The organism is Nonomuraea composti (assembly GCF_012034275.1).
In the GTDB taxonomy this organism is placed as follows: Bacteria; Actinomycetota; Actinomycetes; order Streptosporangiales; family Streptosporangiaceae; genus Nonomuraea; species Nonomuraea composti.
Genome location: NZ_JAATEP010000005.1, coordinates 141,670 through 158,113, shown reverse-complemented (window position 1 = coordinate 158,113; position 16,444 = coordinate 141,670). Strand labels below are relative to the sequence as shown.

The 16,444-nt window shown below is 73.9% G+C and carries 14 protein-coding genes and 1 pseudogene; 6 read left to right on the top strand and 9 right to left on the bottom strand.

The window, feature by feature from the left end; translation table 11 throughout:
- Positions 1-72: 72 nt before the first annotated feature.
- The gene (locus tag HCN51_RS09725) at positions 73-513 is read left to right on the top strand and encodes a MarR family winged helix-turn-helix transcriptional regulator (protein WP_168008887.1); all 441 of its coding nucleotides are present in this window, start codon (positions 73-75) and stop codon (positions 511-513) included.
- Positions 510-857 (top strand): ester cyclase, encoded by a 348-nt coding sequence (locus HCN51_RS09720; RefSeq protein ID WP_168008885.1) that lies wholly within the window; start codon positions 510-512, stop codon positions 855-857. Before HCN51_RS09725 ends, HCN51_RS09720 begins: the two co-directional genes overlap by 4 nt.
- A 28-nt stretch (positions 858-885) precedes the next feature.
- On the opposite strand, the gene HCN51_RS09715 is transcribed toward HCN51_RS09720, so the two are convergent.
- The 5 genes from HCN51_RS09715 to HCN51_RS09695 form a co-directional block, all read right to left on the bottom strand.
- Complete coding sequence (locus HCN51_RS09715) at positions 886-1,842, bottom strand: quinone oxidoreductase family protein (RefSeq protein ID WP_168008883.1); 957 nt, start codon at positions 1,840-1,842, stop codon at positions 886-888.
- A 44-nt stretch (positions 1,843-1,886) separates the two neighbouring features.
- Positions 1,887-2,717 carry a helix-turn-helix transcriptional regulator gene (locus HCN51_RS09710; protein ID WP_346433591.1) on the bottom strand — a complete coding sequence of 277 codons (831 nt, stop codon included), beginning with the start codon at positions 2,715-2,717 and terminating at the stop codon, positions 1,887-1,889.
- Positions 2,718-2,751: 34 nt separating this feature from the next.
- Complete coding sequence (locus tag HCN51_RS09705; protein WP_168008879.1) at positions 2,752-3,939, bottom strand: FAD-dependent monooxygenase; 1,188 nt, start codon at positions 3,937-3,939, stop codon at positions 2,752-2,754.
- A 78-nt stretch (positions 3,940-4,017) separates the two neighbouring features.
- The gene (locus HCN51_RS09700) at positions 4,018-6,966 is read right to left on the bottom strand and encodes an ATP-binding protein (protein ID WP_168008877.1); all 2,949 of its coding nucleotides are present in this window, start codon (positions 6,964-6,966) and stop codon (positions 4,018-4,020) included.
- 57 nt (positions 6,967-7,023) lie between these two features.
- Complete coding sequence (locus HCN51_RS09695; protein WP_346433590.1) at positions 7,024-7,437, bottom strand: DUF6292 family protein; 414 nt, start codon at positions 7,435-7,437, stop codon at positions 7,024-7,026.
- 139 nt (positions 7,438-7,576) lie between these two features.
- Here HCN51_RS09695 and HCN51_RS61220 point away from each other — a divergent pair, with 139 nt between their 5' ends.
- On the top strand, positions 7,577-7,702 hold the full coding sequence (locus HCN51_RS61220; protein ID WP_268966912.1) for a hypothetical protein: 126 nt from the start codon (positions 7,577-7,579) through the stop codon (positions 7,700-7,702).
- Between the two features lie 10 nt (positions 7,703-7,712).
- Complete coding sequence (locus tag HCN51_RS09690) at positions 7,713-8,144, top strand: DUF2269 family protein (protein WP_080045109.1); 432 nt, start codon at positions 7,713-7,715, stop codon at positions 8,142-8,144.
- 4 nt (positions 8,145-8,148) lie between these two features.
- On the opposite strand, the gene HCN51_RS09685 is transcribed toward HCN51_RS09690, so the two are convergent.
- Entirely contained in the window at positions 8,149-9,288 is a 1,140-nt protein-coding gene (locus HCN51_RS09685; RefSeq protein ID WP_168008873.1) for a cystathionine gamma-synthase, read from the bottom strand.
- Between the two features lie 203 nt (positions 9,289-9,491).
- A complete protein-coding gene (locus tag HCN51_RS09680; protein WP_168008871.1) occupies positions 9,492-9,686 on the bottom strand; it encodes a hypothetical protein in 195 nt (64 codons plus the stop codon).
- Positions 9,687-9,793: 107 nt separating this feature from the next.
- On the opposite strand from HCN51_RS09680, the pseudogene HCN51_RS09675 reads away from it, so the two are divergent.
- Positions 9,794-10,900 (top strand): annotated as a pseudogene (locus HCN51_RS09675) (sensor histidine kinase); the annotation flags it as partial.
- On the opposite strand, the gene HCN51_RS09670 reads toward HCN51_RS09675, so the two are convergent.
- On the bottom strand, positions 10,823-14,128 hold the full coding sequence (locus tag HCN51_RS09670) for an ATP-binding protein (protein ID WP_346433589.1): 3,306 nt from the start codon (positions 14,126-14,128) through the stop codon (positions 10,823-10,825). The pseudogene HCN51_RS09675 and the gene HCN51_RS09670 sit on opposite strands and share 78 nt — an antisense overlap.
- Positions 14,129-14,193: 65 nt before the next feature.
- Between HCN51_RS09670 and HCN51_RS09665 the strand changes: the two genes are divergently transcribed.
- Positions 14,194-15,051, top strand: a complete 858-nt coding sequence (locus HCN51_RS09665) for an NAD(P)-dependent oxidoreductase (protein WP_168008867.1) — start codon at positions 14,194-14,196, stop codon at positions 15,049-15,051.
- Here the strand turns inward: HCN51_RS09665 and HCN51_RS09660 are convergent.
- Positions 15,048-16,418 (bottom strand): cystathionine beta-synthase, encoded by a 1,371-nt coding sequence (locus HCN51_RS09660; RefSeq protein WP_168008865.1) that lies wholly within the window; start codon positions 16,416-16,418, stop codon positions 15,048-15,050. The genes HCN51_RS09665 and HCN51_RS09660 overlap by 4 nt on opposite strands.
- Positions 16,419-16,444 lie beyond the last annotated feature (26 nt).

Sequence of the window (16,444 nt, the reverse complement as noted above, 5' to 3'; positions counted from 1 at the left end):
CGATGGTCTGACCGCCGTCGCCATCGAAACTCATCGACTCTTGATATCATCAAGAGTTGACGCTATAAATACATGGTGCATGAAGAGACGGCGGAGGACACGTTCTTCCGCGAGCTGGGAGGCGTGTACGCCGAGCTGCGGCAGGCCTTCCCCCGGCACGTGGGCCTCAGCCCGCAGCGGGTGCAGCTCCTCGTGCGGCTGCGCCGCGGCGGGGAGACCAGCCACAGCGACCTGCGCCGAGCTCTCGGCATCGACGGGGCGAGCATCACCCGGCTGGTCAAGGAGTTCGAGGCCGAGGGGCTGGTCGGGCGCCGCCTCGACCCGGCCGACAACCGCTACACCCTCGCCGCCCTGACCCCCGCCGGCGAGCGGGCCGCGGCCGAGCTGGAGCGGGCGCACCAGGCGTACCAGGAGCGGCTGCTCGACGGCATCACGGCGCAGCAGCGGCAGACCGTCCTCGACGTGCTGCGGCGCCTGCACGCGAACATGAACCGACAGCAGGAGGGCCGATGACCGAATCCGACGTGCGGGCCGCCGCGCAACGCATGTACGCCGCCTTCAACGCCCACGACCACACCGCCACCACACAGATCTTCACCGCCGACTTCTACAGCCACCCCCTGGGCACGACCGGACCGCAGAGCGTCACGGCGTCGTGGCGGCGCTTCCACGAGGCGTTCCCCCACGCCCGCGTCGTCGTCGAGGACATGGTCGTGCAGGGGGACACGGCCGCCGTGCGGACCAGCGTGCACGGCATCCCGGACCGGGAGCCGCCGACGATGCTGGAGATGTTCCGGGTGCGGGAGGGCCGTATCGCCGAGCTGTGGGGCCTGTCCTCCCTGCGCCGCGACCCCTGACTCTGGAAGCTCAGGGCCGCGCCACCGCTCAGTGCCGTGCCACTTCGAGCACCAGCTTGCCGGTCGTGCGGCCGGACTCGATGCGGCGGTGGGCCTGCGCGGCCTGCTCCAGCGGCAGCGACTCCACCCGCACCCGCAGGTCACCGCTCGCGGCCCCCGCCACGGCGCGGCGCAGCGCCCGCCCGGCCTCCTCGGGGAACGCGGCCGAGAAGGCGGCCAGGTTGAACCCGGAGACCGTCTTGTTGCTGAGCCACAGCTCGTTGGCGGGGATCCCGACGTCCTCGGCGCCGGAGGCGTTGCCCATCACGACCATCCGGCCCATCGGCGCGAGCAGGTCGAAGCTGCTCCGGCGGGCCGGGCCGCCGACCATGTCGACCACGATGTCGAACCGGCCGGACGCCTCCTCGCGCAGCACGACGTCGTCATACCCGAAGGCCCTGGCCGCCTCGATCTTCGCGGCGCTGCCCACCGTGCCCACCACGCGGCCCGCGCCGAGCAGGCGGGCGGCCTGGCCGAGCTGGCTGCCCACGCCGCCGGCGGCGGCGTGCACGAGCACGCTCTCCCCCGGCTCGATGCGGGCCACCCGGTCGAGCACCAGGAACGCCGTGGTGCTGTTGGACGGCAGCGCCGCCGCCAGGCCGGGCTCCAGGTCGTACCCGTCGAACGGGGCCACCAGGTCGGCGGCGGTGACCGCCACCTCGGCGTAGCCGCCGCTGTCGACGATGGTCAGCGCGGCGACCGGCTGCCCCACGCGCAGCCCCTCGACGCCGGGGCCGAGCGCCCGTACGCGGCCGGACACCTCGATGCCGGGCACGAACGGCAGAGGCACGTCCGCGATGCCCTGCCGGTAGAGGATCTCGGCGAAGTTCGCGCCCGCGTAGGCCACGTCGATGGCGACCTGCCCCGGGCCCGGCTCGGGGGTCTTGACCTCGTCGAGCCGAAGGACGCCGGCGTCACCGAATGCGGGGATCGTGATTGCTCTCATGCCGTCCATCGTGCGGGGACGGCGCCGGGCGAGGCAGTGTCAGCTCATCCTGGGTGTACGAGCACCAGCCTCTCGACCTTCTCCTTGGTGTCGGTGGCGGGGTCCGGCGTGTGCAGCACCACGTTCAGGTCCGCCCGGTCCGGCAGCCGGAACAGCGAGTACGCGAAGACGAGCTTCCCGGCCTCGGGATGCGTGATCGCCTTGACGCCCTGCGACCGGGAGCGCACGTCGGGGCGGGCCCACAGCTCGGCGAAGTCCGGGCTGGCCGCGCGCAGCTCGTCGGCGATCCGCCCGAACACCGGGTCGTCGGGGTAGCGGGCCGCCGAGGCGCGGAAGTCGGCCACCATGTCGGGGGCGAACTCGTGCCAGACCGTGAACCGGCTGCGATAGATCGGGTGGGTGAAGAACGCCACCATGCAGTTGCGGACGTCGTCGTCGTAGCCGAAGACCGTCCGGGAGGCCGCGTTCATGGCGACCAGGTTGTAGTGCCGGTCCAGCACGTGGGCCGGGTTGGGCAGCCACGCGTCCAGCACCGCGCGGAGCTGGTCGCTGACCGGGGCGCCCGGCTGCCCGGCGGGGTCCGGCGGGTTCAGCCCGGCCAGCACGTACAGGTGCGCGCGCTCCGCCTCGTCCAGCAGCAGCGCGCGGGCGACCGCGTCGAGCACGGCGTCGGAGACCTTGATGTCGCGCCCCTGCTCCAGCCACGTGTACCAGGACACCCCGACCCCGGCGAGCACGGCCACCTCTTCCCGGCGCAGCCCGGGGGTGCGGCGGCGGCCGGCGGCCGGCATGCCGACGTCGGCGGGCGTCAGCGCCTCGCGCTTGGCGCGCAGGAACTCCTTGAGCTGGTCGCGGCGGCGTTGTGCGGCGGTCACGGACACACGATAAGCGACGTTCGTCCCCTTCGTGCTACTTCCTTGGGTAGTCGCGCAGGGTGATGTTCTCGGCGGCCTTGCGGGCGATGTTCGCCGCCATGTTCTTCCCTGGCAGGTACGGCATGATCTTGTAGTAGCGGTTGAGCAGCGAGGCCGCCAGGCGGCTGCTCGGGATCATGAGCCTGGCCACGCCGTCGCCCATCTTCAGGCAGCCCTCCGCGTACGCGCGCAGCTCCTCCTCATACCGGGCGAAGGCGACGCGGTGGTCCCCACCGGCCGCGGCCAGCTCGCCCGCCAGCACGTACGCACCCACCAGCGCCAGCCCCGTGCCCATGCCCGACAGGGACGACGGGCAGTACGCGGCGTCGCCGAGCAGCGCGACCCGGCCCCGCGTCCACCTGTCCAGGCGGACCTGGCCGACCGAGTCGAAGTAGAAGTCCGGCGCCCGCCGCATCTCGCGCAGCAGGTGATCGCTCTGCCAGCCGTTGCCGGTGAAGTGCTCGGCGAGAACGTCCTGCTGACGGGCCACGTCACGGCGGTCCAGGCCGAGCAGCGGCGAGCCGAAGTAGAAGACCGCCTTCGCCTCCGCGTTGTGGCGGGCGCTGTACATCGCGACGAGCCTGCTCCCCGTCCGGTACGCGTGGCCGACGTGGTCGAGGCCGAGATGGTTGGCCGTGGTGAAGATCGCACAGTAGACGCCCAGGTGCCTGACGAACCGCTCCTCCGGGCCGAACGCCAGCCGCCGCGTGTTCGAGTGCAGGCCGTCGGCGCCGATGACCAGGTCGAAACGGCGGGGCGCGGAGCGTTCGAACGTGACGCTCACCCCGTCGGCGTCCTCGGTGAGCGAGGTGATCGAGTCGCCGAAGACGTACTCGGTGCCCTGCCGGGTGGCGTCGTACAGGATGCGGGCCAGGTCGCCGCGCAGGATCTCGACGTCGCCCGAGAACAGGTCGGCCGGCAGCTTGGCCTGCGGCTTGCCGGCGTCGTTGACGTACCACATGGAGCCCATGCCGGTGCGGGCCTCCTCGACGGCCTGGAGGATGCCCATGCGGCGCAGCACCGTCAGGTGCGCCCGGCCGCGGAAGTCGACGGCGTAACCGCCGTCACGCAGCGCCGGGGCGCACTCGACGACCGTCGGGTTGAAGCCGTGGCGGCGCAGCCAGTAGGCGAGGGCGGGGCCGGCGACGGAGGCGCCGGAGATCAGGACGTCACGGTTTCTCATGACGGCGAGCCTGCCGCGAACGGCTCACCGCCGGCTCACCGGCCGCTCACCACCGGCCCTGACAGGTTTCCGTCCCGCTCAGCGCCCGCTCACCGCTTCGACGACGGGTTGGGGCAGGCCCAGGAGGCGCAGCGCGTCGGGGACGGAGGGGCCCATCGCCGCCGCGAACCCGGCGGCGCGCCGATAGTGCGTGCGGGCCGTGGCGTGGTCCCCGCGTGCCTCTGCGGTACGGCCGAGCCCGGCCAGCGCGCGTACCCGGTTGCCGATGCTCTTGACCCAGTGCGGGTCGATGCGTTCGAGCGCGTCCGTGTAGAGGCGCTCGGCCTCCGCCAGGTCGCCGTGCAGGAGGGCGAGGTCGCCCAGCCCGCGCAGGGCGGCGGCCAGGCCGGCCGGGCTGCCGGCGCGGCGGGCCAGCGCGGCGGCCCGCGCGTAGTCGGCGCGGGCGGCCTCCGGATCGCCGGCGGCCAGGTGGTCGCCCCGGTTGACCAGCAGGTCGGCGGAGTCCTCCAGCGCGCCGAGCTGGTCAGTGAGGGTGAGCGCCTGGTCGGTCAGCACGATCGCCTGCTCCCGGTCGCCCCTGCCGCCCGCCAGCCCGGCCAGGAAGTCGAGGGCGAGCGCCCTCCCCCAGCGGTCGCCGACCGCGCGGAACCCGTCGGCCGCCTCCCTGAACGCCCGCTCGGCCGCCCCGGTGTCACCCGCCCCGAGCATCCCGAACCCGGACACATATCGGGCCACCGCGCGTACCCACGGGTCCGGGCTGTCCCCCAGGCCGGACACGAGGTCGTAGGCGTCGTCGGGGTCGGGCTCGCCCGCGTTGTGCATCATCCACAGCAGCAACGCGGCCGGATACCGTCCCGTCCGCCCGCCCTGCCACGCGGCGGCCAGCGCCTCCCCCGCCGCCCCGCGATGCCGCTGCCAGACCGCCCGTCCGGCGGGGACGGCCGCCGCCAGCAGCACGCACGTCACGTACTCCTCGCCCAGCCCCGGCGGCGGGGGCGCGTCGCCGGCGGCGTCGAGGAACGCGATCGCCTCGGGCGCCGCCGACGCGGACACGCCCCGGATCCACAGGTATGCCGAAGCCGCCCCGAGCAGCCGCAACGCCGACTCGACCGGCCCCGCCCCGACCGCCCAGCGCAGGGCCGCGAGCAGGTTGCCGTGCTCGGCCGCCAGGACCGGCAGCCAGGCGAGCTGCCCGGCCCGCGTCAGGTGCGGGTGTGCCGCCTGCGCCAGCTCCAGGTAGTACCGGACGTGCGCGTGCCTGGCCGCCTCCCGCTCCCCCGCCGCCTCCAGCCTTTCGGCCCCGTACGCCCGGATCGTCTCCAACATCCTGAACCGGCCATCAGCCGATTCCAGAAGCGATTTGTCCACCAGGGACTCCAGGGTGTCCCCGTCCGTGCCGCACACCCGGAGCGCGGCCTCGGCGGTCGCGCCGCCGGCGAAGACCGTGAACCGGCGGGCGGCCCGCTGCTCGTCCTCGCCGAGCAGGTCCCAGCTCCAGCCGACGACCGTACGGAGGGTGCGGTGCCGCTGCTCGGCCGCGCGGGCGCCGCGCGCGGTGACGCCCAGCAGGTCGTCCAGCCGGCCGGCCAGGTCGTGCACGTCCAGGGTGCGCAGCCGGGCCGCGGCCAGCTCGATGGCCAGCGGGAGGCCGTCGAGTGCCGTACAGATGCGGCGCACCAGCACGGGGTCGGCGGTGAACCCCTGGCGGGCGGCCCGCGCCCGGTCGGTGAACAGGCGGGCCGCCGCGTCGCCGTCCAGCGGGCGCACCGGCCGGACGTGCTCGCCGATGATGCCCAGCGGCTCCCTGCTGGTGGCCAGCACCCGCAGCCGCGGGCAGGTCGCCAGGAGGCGCGACACCAGCGCGGCGGCCTCGTCGACGACGTGCTCGCAGTTGTCGAGGACGAGCAGCAGGTGGCGGTCCGACAGGGCGGTGATGAGGCGGTCGAGCGGGGTGCGCGGGCCGTCGGCGAGCTGCAGCCCGTTCTGCCGCAGCCCGAGCGCGCCCAGCAACGCCTGCGCCAGCCCGGCCCCGTCACGCAGAGCGGCCAGCTCCGCGAAACACACCTCACCGCGCGCGCCGCCGGCGCTCCCGGCCGACGCCGGGACGGTCTCAACCGACGGGGCCACGCCGCCCGCCGACGCGGCGGCTACCTCGGCGGACAGCCGGGTCTTGCCCACGCCGCCCGGCCCCGTCAGTGTGACGAGCCGGGCCACCCGCAGCAGCTCGCCGATCTCGGCCAGCTCCGCGGCGCGGCCCACGAAGGAGGTGTGCTGGGCGGGCGGCGCGACCGGCGACGGGGACGGGCCGGCGCTCAGCAGCTCCCGGTGCAGCCCCGCCAGCTCGGCCGACGGGTCGGCGCCCAGCTCCTCGGCGAGGTGCCGCCGGGTCTCCTCGAACACGGCCAGCGCCTCGGCCTGCCCGCCGTCCGCCGACAGTGCCCGCATGAGCAGCCCCGCCGCCCGTTCGCGGAGGGGATGCCGGCTGACCAGCTCGCGCAGCTCGGGGACGACCGCGCGGTGCGAGCCGAGCCGCAGCTCCCCCTCGGCCCGGTCCTCCAGGGCGGCCAGCCGCAGCTCCTCAAGCCGCACGGCGGCGGCCCTCGCCATCCCGCTCTCAGGCAGGCCGGCCAGCGCCGGCCCCCGCCAGAGTGCCAGCGCCTGGCGCAGCAGCGGCACCGCCCGCCCGGCGTCACCGTCACGGAGCGCGTCCCGCCCCTCGGCCGCGAGCCGCTCGAACCGGCAGGCGTCCACGTCCTCGTCCGCCACCATGATCCGGTAACCGGCCCCGGCCCGCTCGACCACGGCCTCCGCCCCGAGGGCCGCACGCAGCCGGGACACCTGCGAGTGCAGGGCATGCGCCGAAGCCCCGGCCGGGGCGATCTCCTCAGCCAGCCGGTCGGCGGACACGACCGCGCGGGGGCGTACGAGCAGCAACGCCAGCAACGCGCGGCGAGCGGGCCCGCCCAGCGGCACCTCCGCCCCGCCGGCGCGCCACGCCCTGGTCTCACCGAGGATCCCGAACCGCATGCCGGTGATTATCCACCGGCCCGGCTCAGCGCCCGCCGAGGCCGGGAGGGCCGGGGCTCAGGCGAGGGCGTAGAAGTCGAGGGCGACGTCGAAGCCGTCGCGGCAGTTGCGGTGCGAGCGGTAGCAGGGCCGCCAGGCCGAGCTGGCACCCACGCCGGCGCGCGCGTCCTGGAGGGCCGACGGGACGCGCTCGGGCCGGGGCAGCAGCCCGTGGCCGAGGTAGCGGACGCCGGTCAGCTCGGTGTGCCGGCCGCGGCCGCCCGAGACGAACGTGCCGAGGCGCCAGCCGCTCTCTTCGTCCCACACCAGTGCCGTGCCGTCGGTGAGCCTCACGGTGGCGTCCCTGGGATCGCACGGGCCTTCCCACCAGTCGGCGACCTCGGCTCCGAGCAGCTCCACGACCTGCTGGACGTAGCTGATCGGCTGCTGAAGCCACTCGTCGGTGTACGGCTCGACGTGCCTGATGGCCACGGACGGCACCCCCTTGTGTCCAGACGGTAAGGAAAAAGCGGCGGTACGCAACGATACCCGCGGCGAACTTATTCCGTTGCACGTCCGTCTAGTCATTACGGACGATATTTACGTCCGACACGGGGAAGGAGGGGTTCCCATGATTGCCGCGGTACTCCTCATCGTGCTCATGGTCGTCGCGGTGACGACCACGGAGCTGTGCATGCGCTGCTCTGGTGACGGCAAAGAGAGTGTCGAGTCCCCCGGCGAGATCACCGGGGACTAGTCTCTCTGCCATGCCGTCCCTGCTTCTCTGGCTGCACATCGGCTTCGCGATCTTCACGATCGGGCCGGTGACCGCCGCGACGATGTCCGCGCCGCGCGCCATCCGCACCAAGAACGTGCCCGCGCTGCAGTTCATCCAGCGCCTCACGAGGATCTACAGCCTCGGGAGCCTGGGTGTGTTCGTGTTCGGGCTGGTGCTCGGCATCGTGCTCGGCGGCGGCGTGCTCGGCCGGTGGTACATGACGGCGTCCATGACGTTGTTCATCGTGGCCGCCGTCATGCTGGTGATCATCGACCGTGACCTGCGCACCGCCGTCCAGGCGCTCTCCAGCGAGAGCGCCGACGACGACGCCAAGGTGCAGAACGGGCGGATCGCCGCGATCAGCGGGCTGCTGTCCGTGATCTGGCTGGTGATCCTGTTCCTGATGGTCGTGCCTGAATAACCGCTCAGCCGAGTGCCTGGCTGAGGTCGGCGAGCAGGTCGTCGACCGTCTCGATGCCGACCGAGAGCCGCACCAGGTCGGCGGGCACCTCCAGCGGCGAGCCCGCCGCCGAGGCGTGCGTCATCCGGCCCGGGTGCTCGATGAGCGACTCGACCCCGCCGAGCGACTCGCCCAGCGTGAACAGCTTGGCCCGGTCGCACACGGCCACGGCCTCCGCCTCGCCCCCGGCGACGCGGAACGACACCATGCCCCCGAACCTGCGCATCTGCTTGGCCGCCACCTCGTGCCCGGCGTGATCGGGCAGCCCCGGATAGAGCACCTCGGTCACGCGCGGGTGGGCGAGCAGCAGGTCGACGACGCGCTCGGCGTTGTCGCAGTGGCGGTCCATGCGTACGCCGAGCGTCTTGAGCCCCCGCAGCGTCAGCCACGCGTCGAACGGGCCGGCCACCGCGCCCATCGCGTTCTGGTGGTAGGTCAGCTCCTCCCCGAGGCCCGCGTCGGCGGCCACCAGCGCGCCGCCCACGACGTCGGAGTGCCCGCCGACGTACTTGGTGGTCGAGTGCACGACCACGTCGGCGCCCAGGGCGAGCGGCTGCTGCAGGTACGGCGAGGCGAAGGTGTTGTCGACGACCAGCAGCGAGCCGTTGTCGTGGGCGAGCTGCGCCAGCGCGGCGATGTCGGCGATGCCGAGCAGCGGGTTCGTCGGCGTCTCGACCCAGACGACCTTCGTCTTCTGCGTCATGGCCGCGGCCACGGCGTCGAGGTCGTGCAGCGGCACCGGGTCGTAGTGCAGGTCCCAGCGCTCGTGCACCTTGGCGAACAGCCGGTAGGTGCCGCCGTAGGCGTCGTTCGGGATGATCACGTGGTCCTGCGGCTTGCACACCGTGCGCAGCAGGGTGTCCTCGGCGGCCAGCCCCGACGCGAACGCCAGCCCGCGCGCCCCGCCCTCCACGGCGGCCAGCGCGGTTTCGAGCGCGGTCCTGGTGGGGTTGGCCGAGCGGCTGTACTCATATCCCGAACGCAGGCCGCCCACGCCGTCCTGCTTGTAGGTGGACGTGGCGTAGATCGGCGGCACGACCGCGCCGGTCAGCGGGTCGGGCCCCTGACCTGCGTGGATGGCCAGGGTCTCAAAACCGTTGCTCATAAGGCCACGTTACAGGCCGCCGCCACGCGAACGGCCCGCCCCTGAGCGCGGGCCGTCCCGCGAAACGGCCCTCTCCGATCGCGGGCCATCACGCGGAACGGCCCGCGATCCGGTCCCCTCCGGATCGCGGGCCGTGCACGAGAGCCCGTCCCCACGTAGCTCCCGTGCGGGCTCGCGCACCATGCCCGCGCGAGCCGGGCCTGTCAGGCCGCCTTGGGCTCGCGACGGTCCTCGCCCGGCCGGGGCGGGAGCCGCACCACGTCCGCCTCGATGTACCGGCCGCTGCCGCCCTCCGCCCGCTCCCCGTTGATGCGGGAGAGCAGCACGGGATCGGCCAGCGCGAGCAGCACGCCCACGACCAGTCCCACTCCCAGCAACGCGAACCCGATGGCAACCATGTCTTCTCCCCTTCCGACTCCTCCAGCATCGGCGAAGGCCCCCTTCCGCCGCCTCCGCTGAAGGGCTGGTCTCCGTCCGGGCCTCTCGGCCGAACGGTTGATACGAGATGTCCGACTTCCGGCTTAGGCTCGACGCCGTGGGGGATACCAAGCGCCTCGTGTACTGGCTGCGCCGGCTGAGCGAGCTGGCCATGTACGGCTGGCTCGGCATGCTGCTGATGCTCGACCTCGTCCTGGCCGGCGTGGTCAGCGGCTTCCAGTGGCTGGTGCTGGCCTGCAGCGTGGGCGGCGTCGTGGCCGTGGCGCTGCGACGCAGGTACCGGCTGGAGGGGTTCAGCCTCATGCTGGCCCTGTCGCTGGGCACCTCACTGCTGATCCAGAGCGCCGGTTTCAACGCCGCGCCGGGCATCGCGGAGACGGGCTCGCTGCTCGTCCTGCTCATCGGGGTGCTGCGGCACGTCGAGCCGGTCCGCCGGGCCGCCGTGCTGGCGTGCGTGGCGCTGGTCGTGCTGATGACGGAGGCCAGCGCGCGCGACTACCAGAGCTCGGGGCTGGCGTCGGCGTTCCTGCTGTTCGCGGGCTGGTCGACGGCCGCCGGCATCGGCGGCTACCTGCGCTTCCAGCAGGAACGCCGGATGGAGGCCGTGCACTCGGTACGCCGGGCGGAGCGCCTGGAGCTGGCCAGGGAGCTGCACGACCTGGTCGCCCACCACATCACTGGCATCGTGGTGCAGGCCCAGGCCGCCCGCACGGTCGCCGAGACGAAGCCGGAGGCGGTGGTGCCCGCCCTCGACGCGATCGCGACGGCCGGCTCCGACGCGCTGACCTCGATGCGGCGCATGGTCGCGGTGCTGCGCACGGAGGACGACGCGGACCGCCGGCCCGGCGTCACCCTGGCCGACCTGCGGATGCTGACCGAGCGGTTCTCGGCGGAGGGGCCGAAGGTGGCGTTCGAGATCGGGGCCGGGATCGACGACCGCACGCTGCCGCCCGAGGTCATGACCACCCTGCACCGGGTGCTCCAGGAGTCGCTGACGAACATCCGCAAGCACGCCGCGCGCACCGCCTGGGTGGAGGCCGACCTGCGGCGGCACGAGCGGGTGGTGGTGCTGCGGGTGCGCAACTTCGGGTCGGGGTCAGATCCGCGGGTGTCGCGGCTGGGCGGCGGGTTCGGGCTGGTCGGGATGGCCGAACGGGTGGAGGCGCTGGGCGGCCGGCTCTACGCGGGGCCGGGTCACGAGGGCGCCTGGGAAGTCATCGCCGAGTTCCCGCTCCCCTGACCCGGACGCCCGGCCGAGCACGTCCTCTCCCGACCACGTCAGCGCCCGGCTGAGCGCTTCCTCCCCGGATGACGTCAGCGCCCGCTCGAACACCTCCTCCCCGGATGACGTCAGCGCCCGCTGGAACACCTCCTCCCCTGACGCCAGGGCTCGCCGGAAGCCCTCCTCGCCGAGCGCCGCGCGCAGGCGCGCCGAGGCGCGGTCCACGTCCAGGCGCTCGCCGGGTGGCAGGGGCGCCCCGACCGATCGCCGGACGGCCGACGCCGCCCCGAGCAGCCTGCCCGCCTCGACCAGCCGCTCGTCGCCGTGCAGCCCCGCCCGCTCCAGCGCCTCCGCCCCGGAGCCCGCGGGTGCGTCCAGGGAGAGGGCGCCCGCCAGCCCTTCCAGGGCGAGCGCCACGGCACGCGGATCCCCGCTGGCGCGCGCGGCGGCGTACCCCTCGCGGTGCCGGGCCAGCGCCGTCGCCGCGTCGCCGCGCTGCTCGGCGGCGAAGCCCAGCTCCGCCATGACGAACGCGATCCCGGGCGTCCCCCGCACCTGCCGCAGCCACTCCAGGACGGGCAGCAGGTACGACTCCGCCTCCGCGTACCGGCCCTGCCGCCGGGCGCTCATGGCCAGCCCGAGCAGCGCGTTCTCCTCGGCGGACATGTATGACTGCTGGACCGCCAGCGCTCTGGCCCGCTCGTGGTAGCCGTCGGCCAGCGCGTAGTCGCCGGCCAGCAGCGCGATCCGCCCGAGCCCGGCCAGCTTGAACGACACCTCGAACCCCAGCTCCTCCGCCATCCGCAGCCCCTCCTCGCGCAGCCGCGCGCACCTGGCGTAGTCGCCGCGCATCTCGGCCACCCGGTCGAGCCCGTCCATGGCCTCGATCTGGCCCCACGCGTCGCCGAGCTCCCTGAACATCGCCAGCCCGCGCTCCCCGTCGCGCTCCATGGCGGCCAGGTCGCCGCGCCCGACGGCGAGCTTGGCCCGCAGGCACAGGGCCGCGGCGACGCCCCAGCGGTCGCCCAGCGCCTCGAACGCGGCCAGCGCCCGCTCGGCCGCCGCCTCGTGCGCCCGCCGGTCGCCGTACGCCCACCGCACGTGGCTGAGCAGCCAGTCGGCCAGCGCCTCCCCGGCGGGGTCGAGCTCGTCACGGCGGACGGGCGTCGCGGGCCCGCCGATCAGCATCTCCACGGCCGCCAGCCACACCGAGGCCCGCGCCACCTCCGGCCCGCCGTCTGCCGCCGCATGCCCGTTCAGCGCGGTGGTCAGGGCGCGGCGGGCCTCCCGCAGCCTCCCGCGCAGGATCCAGTACCAGCTCAGCGCGTTGACCAGCCGCACCGGCTCCGGTCCCGCGAGCGCGAGCCGCAGGTTGGCGCTTTCCGCGTCGAGCCGGGCGAGCCATTCCCGCTGCCCCGGCCCCCGCAGATCGGCCCGCTCGGCCAGCGCCGTGTAGTAGCGGGCGTGCCGCTCCAGGAGCAGTTCGTGCTCCCCGGCCTCCCGGAGCCGCTCCACGCAGTAGGCGGCGACCGACTCCAGGAGCCGGTAGCGGGGCCCGCCTCCGGAGGAGGCACCCGGAACCCGTACCACCAGCGAACGATCGACGAGCCGGGCCAGCAGGTCGAGCACGTCCAGTCCCGGCTCGGCGCAGACCTCCTCGGCCGCCTCCAGCGTGCAGCCGTCGGCGTGCACGGCCAGCCGCCGCAGCACCGTCCGCTCCGCGCCGGTCAGCAGCTCCCAGCTCCAGTCGATCATCGCCCGCAGGGTGCGCTGCCGGGCGGGGGCGTCCCGCATCCCGGCGGTGAGCAGGCGGAACCGGTCGTCCAGCCGCCCGGCCAGCTCCTCCACGCCGAGTGCCCGCACGCGGGTGGCGGCCAGCTCCAGGGCGAGAGGGATGCCGTCGAGCCGCCGGCAGACGGTGGCCACCGCCTCGCTCGCCTCGACGTCCGCGCGTGCCGTGAACAGCCGCACGGCCTCCGCCTCCGGCAGCGGCGGCACCACCCGTACGCACTCGCCGCCCACCCCCAGCGGCTCCTGGCTGGTGGCGAGGACGCGCAGCCGGGGCGCGGCCCGCAGCAGCTTTGACACGAGCGCGGCCACCGCGCCGACCAGGTGCTCGCAGTTGTCGAGGACGAGCAGCACCCGCTTGGCCGCGACCGCCCCGGCCAGCCGGTCGGGCAGCGGCGCGGTCGCGTCGTCGCGCACGCCGAGCACGGCCGCCACCGCCTCCGCCGGATCGACCGCTCCGGCCAGCTCGACCAGCCACACGCCGTCGCTCTCGCCGTCGCGCGCCACCTCGCCGGCCGCCGCGAGGGCGAGCCGCGTCTTGCCGACGCCGCCCGGCCCCGTCAGGGTCACCAGCCGGGACGTGCCCAGCGAGGCGCGTACGGAGGCCAGCTCCGCCTCGCGCCCGATCAGCTCGGTCACGGGGGCGGGCAGGTTCGTGGGCGGCTTCGTGGGCGGCGGGGCGGGCGGGCCGAGGGCGGGCTCCTGCCGCAGGATCGCCTCGTACAGCGCCGCCGTCGCGGGCGCCGGGTCCACGCCCAGCTCCTCCGCCAGCCGCTCCCGCAGCCCCTGGTAGGCGGCCAGCGCCTCGCCCTGCCGCCCGCCCCGGTACAGCGCCGTCATGTGCGCGGCCACCAGCCGCTCGCGCAGCGGATGCCGCGCCACCAGCTCGCCCAGCTCCACGGGCTCACCGAGGGAGAGCCGCACCTCGGCCTGCTCCTCCAGCGCCCCGAGCCGCAGCTCCTCCAGCCGGTCGGCCTCGTCCCTGGCGAAGCCGAAGCCGGTGAAGTCGGCGTAGGCGGGCCCGCGCCACAACCCCAGCGCCTCCTCCAGCTCGGCCGCGCGGACGCGGGGGTCCGGGGAGCGCCGGGCGACGAGCGCGCGGAAGCGGCTCGCGTCGCAGTCGAAGGCGGCCAGCCGGTAGCCGGCCGGTTCGAGCACGATCGTGCCGGGGCCGCCGAGGGCGCGGCGCAGCTGGGAGACGCGGGCCTGGAGGGTGCCGAGCGGGGTGGGCCGCCCGCCCCACAGGTCGTCGATCAGCCGGTCCGCCGGTACGGGGCCGCCCCCGTACGCGAGCAGCGCGGCCAGCAGCGCCCGCACCTTGGCCTCGGCCACCGGTACGGGCGAGCCGTCGTCCGTACGGACCTCAAGCGGCCCGAGCACCCCGAAACGCACCACATCACCACCAACCCGTAGCGGGCCGGAAGGATTTCCGAAGCGGCCCGCCCGATGGTGGGGGCATGAGTGACGTGACAGTGGTGGGCCTCGGCCCGATGGGGTCGAAGATGGCCGAGACGTTCCTGGCCGCGGGCCACGCGGTCAAGGTGTGGAACCGTACGGCGAGCAAGGCGGACCCGCTGGTCGCCCAGGGTGCGGTGCGGGCGGCGTCGGCGGCGGACGGCGCGCTCCTGGTGGTCAGCCAGATCAGCTACCAGGCGATGTACGACAGCCTCGGCGAGGCGCGGCTGGACGGGAAGGTGGTGGTCAACCTCAGCTCCGGCTCCCCGGACGAGCTGCGCGAGGCGGCGGAGTGGGTGGCGGGGCGCGGCGGCACGCTGATCACGGCGGGCATCATGGTGCCGCCGCCGGGGATCGGGCAGCCGGGCGCGTACAGCTTCTACAGCGGCCCGCAGGACGTGCTCGACCGGCACCGGGCGACGCTGGAGGCGCTCGGCGGGGTCACGTACGTGGGGGCGGACCACGGCCTGGCGATGATGTACTACCAGGCCCTGCTGCTGATCTTCTGGACGAGCCTGACCAGCCACATGCACGCCATGGCCATGCTGGGCTCGGCCGGGGTGTCGCCGCTGGAGTTCCTGCCCTTCGCGCGGGAGCTGTTCACGCAGCTCGGCGGCGACGGCCCCATGGGGTACGCCAAGATCCTCGCGGAGGCGGCCGCCGCCGGCGTCTATCCGGGCGGGGAGAACTCCCTGCACATGCAGGCGGTCAGCCTCGGCCACGCGGTGGAGGCGCTGACGCAGGCCGGGGTGGAGACCACGGTGCCGGAGGCGCTGCTGCGGCTGTTCGAGCGCGCCGACGCGGAGGGCCGCGGCGAGGAGGGCCTCGGCACCGTGATCGAGAGCATCAAGAAGCCCTAGTGGTTGGCGAGGAAGGCGAGCAGGTCCTGCCGGGTGATCAGCCCGGCGGGCTTGCCGTCTTCGAGCACAACCGCCGCATCCGCCTTCTCCAGCGCTTCCACCGCACGCGCCACAGGTTCACCGTTGCCGATCGTGGGTAGCGGCGCGGACATGTGATCGGAGATCGGATCGTCGGAGGAGAGCCTGCCGTGGTAGAGGGCTTCGAGGAGGTCGCGCTCGACGATGGAGCCGATCACCTCGGCCGCCATGACCGGCGGCTCCTCCTTCATGACCGGAAGCTGCGACACGGAGTACTCGCGCATGATCGCGATGGCGGTGCCGACCGACTCGTGCGGGTGCGCGTGCACGAACTCCGGCAGCCCCGGCCCCTTGCGCGCCAGCACGTCGCCCACCAGGCCCTCGTCGGAGCTGGTGGTCAGGAAGCCGTAGTCGGCCATCCAGTCGTCGTTGAAGATCTTCGACAGGTAGCCCCGCCCGCCGTCGGGCAGCAGCACGACCACCATGTCGCCGGGCTGCGCCGCCGCCGCGACGCGCAGCGCCGCCACGACCGCCATGCCGCACGAGCCGCCGACCAGCAGCCCCTCCTCGCGGGCGAGGCGGCGCGTCATGGTGAAGGAGTCCTTGTCGGACACCGCGATGATCTCGTCGCAGATCTCGGTGTCGTACGTGGCCGGCCAGATGTCCTCCCCGACCCCCTCCACGAGGTACGGGCGGCCGGACCCGCCGGAGTAGACCGAGCCCTCCGGGTCAGCGCCGATGATCTTCACCCGCCCGCCCGAGACCTCCTTGAGGTAGCGCCCGGTGCCGCTGATCGTGCCGCCGGTGCCGATGCCCGCCACGAAGTGCGTGATCCGGCCGTCGGTCTGCTCCCACAGCTCGGGGCCCGTGGAGTGGTAGTGCGAGTCGGGGTTGTTGACGTTGGAGTACTGGTCCGGCTTCCAGGCGTTCGGCACCTCGCGGGCCAGCCGGTCGGAGACCGAGTAGTAGGAGTCGGGGTGGTCGGGCGAGACCGCGGTCGGGCAGACCACGACCTCCGCGCCGTACGCCCGCAGCACCGCGATCTTGTCCTGGGCCACCTTGTCCGGCACCACGAACAGGCACCGGTAGCCCTTCTGCTGGGCCACGATGGCCAGCCCCACGCCGGTGTTGCCGGAGGTCGGCTCCACGATCACGCCACCCGGGCGCAGCTCGCCCGACTTCTCCGCGGCCTCGATCATGCGGACGGCGATGCGGTCCTTGACCGACCCGCCGGGGTTGAAGTACTCGACCTTCGCCACCACCTGCGCGGGCAGCCCCGCGTTGACTTTGTGCAGGCGGACGAGCGGAGTGTTCCCCATGAGGTCGACGAGGGAATCGTAAACGCGCACCGAGGTGTTCACCTTCTTCACCGAAG

Bases quoted from the DNA above. Each gene is read 5' to 3' on its own strand.
- HCN51_RS09725 (WP_168008887.1), top strand. From the start codon at position 73: ATGGTGCATGAAGAGACGGCGGAGGACACGTTCTTCCGCGAGCTGGGA.
- HCN51_RS09720 (WP_168008885.1), top strand. From the start codon at position 510: ATGACCGAATCCGACGTGCGGGCCGCCGCGCAACGCATGTACGCCGCC.
- HCN51_RS09715 (WP_168008883.1), bottom strand. From the start codon at position 1,842: ATGAGAGCAATCACGATCCCCGCATTCGGTGACGCCGGCGTCCTTCGG.
- HCN51_RS09705 (WP_168008879.1), bottom strand. From the start codon at position 3,939: ATGAGAAACCGTGACGTCCTGATCTCCGGCGCCTCCGTCGCCGGCCCC.
- HCN51_RS09700 (WP_168008877.1), bottom strand. From the start codon at position 6,966: ATGCGGTTCGGGATCCTCGGTGAGACCAGGGCGTGGCGCGCCGGCGGG.
- HCN51_RS61220 (WP_268966912.1), top strand. From the start codon at position 7,577: ATGATTGCCGCGGTACTCCTCATCGTGCTCATGGTCGTCGCGGTGACG.
- HCN51_RS09690 (WP_080045109.1), top strand. From the start codon at position 7,713: ATGCCGTCCCTGCTTCTCTGGCTGCACATCGGCTTCGCGATCTTCACG.
- HCN51_RS09685 (WP_168008873.1), bottom strand. From the start codon at position 9,288: ATGAGCAACGGTTTTGAGACCCTGGCCATCCACGCAGGTCAGGGGCCC.
- HCN51_RS09680 (WP_168008871.1), bottom strand. From the start codon at position 9,686: ATGGTTGCCATCGGGTTCGCGTTGCTGGGAGTGGGACTGGTCGTGGGC.
- HCN51_RS09665 (WP_168008867.1), top strand. From the start codon at position 14,194: ATGAGTGACGTGACAGTGGTGGGCCTCGGCCCGATGGGGTCGAAGATG.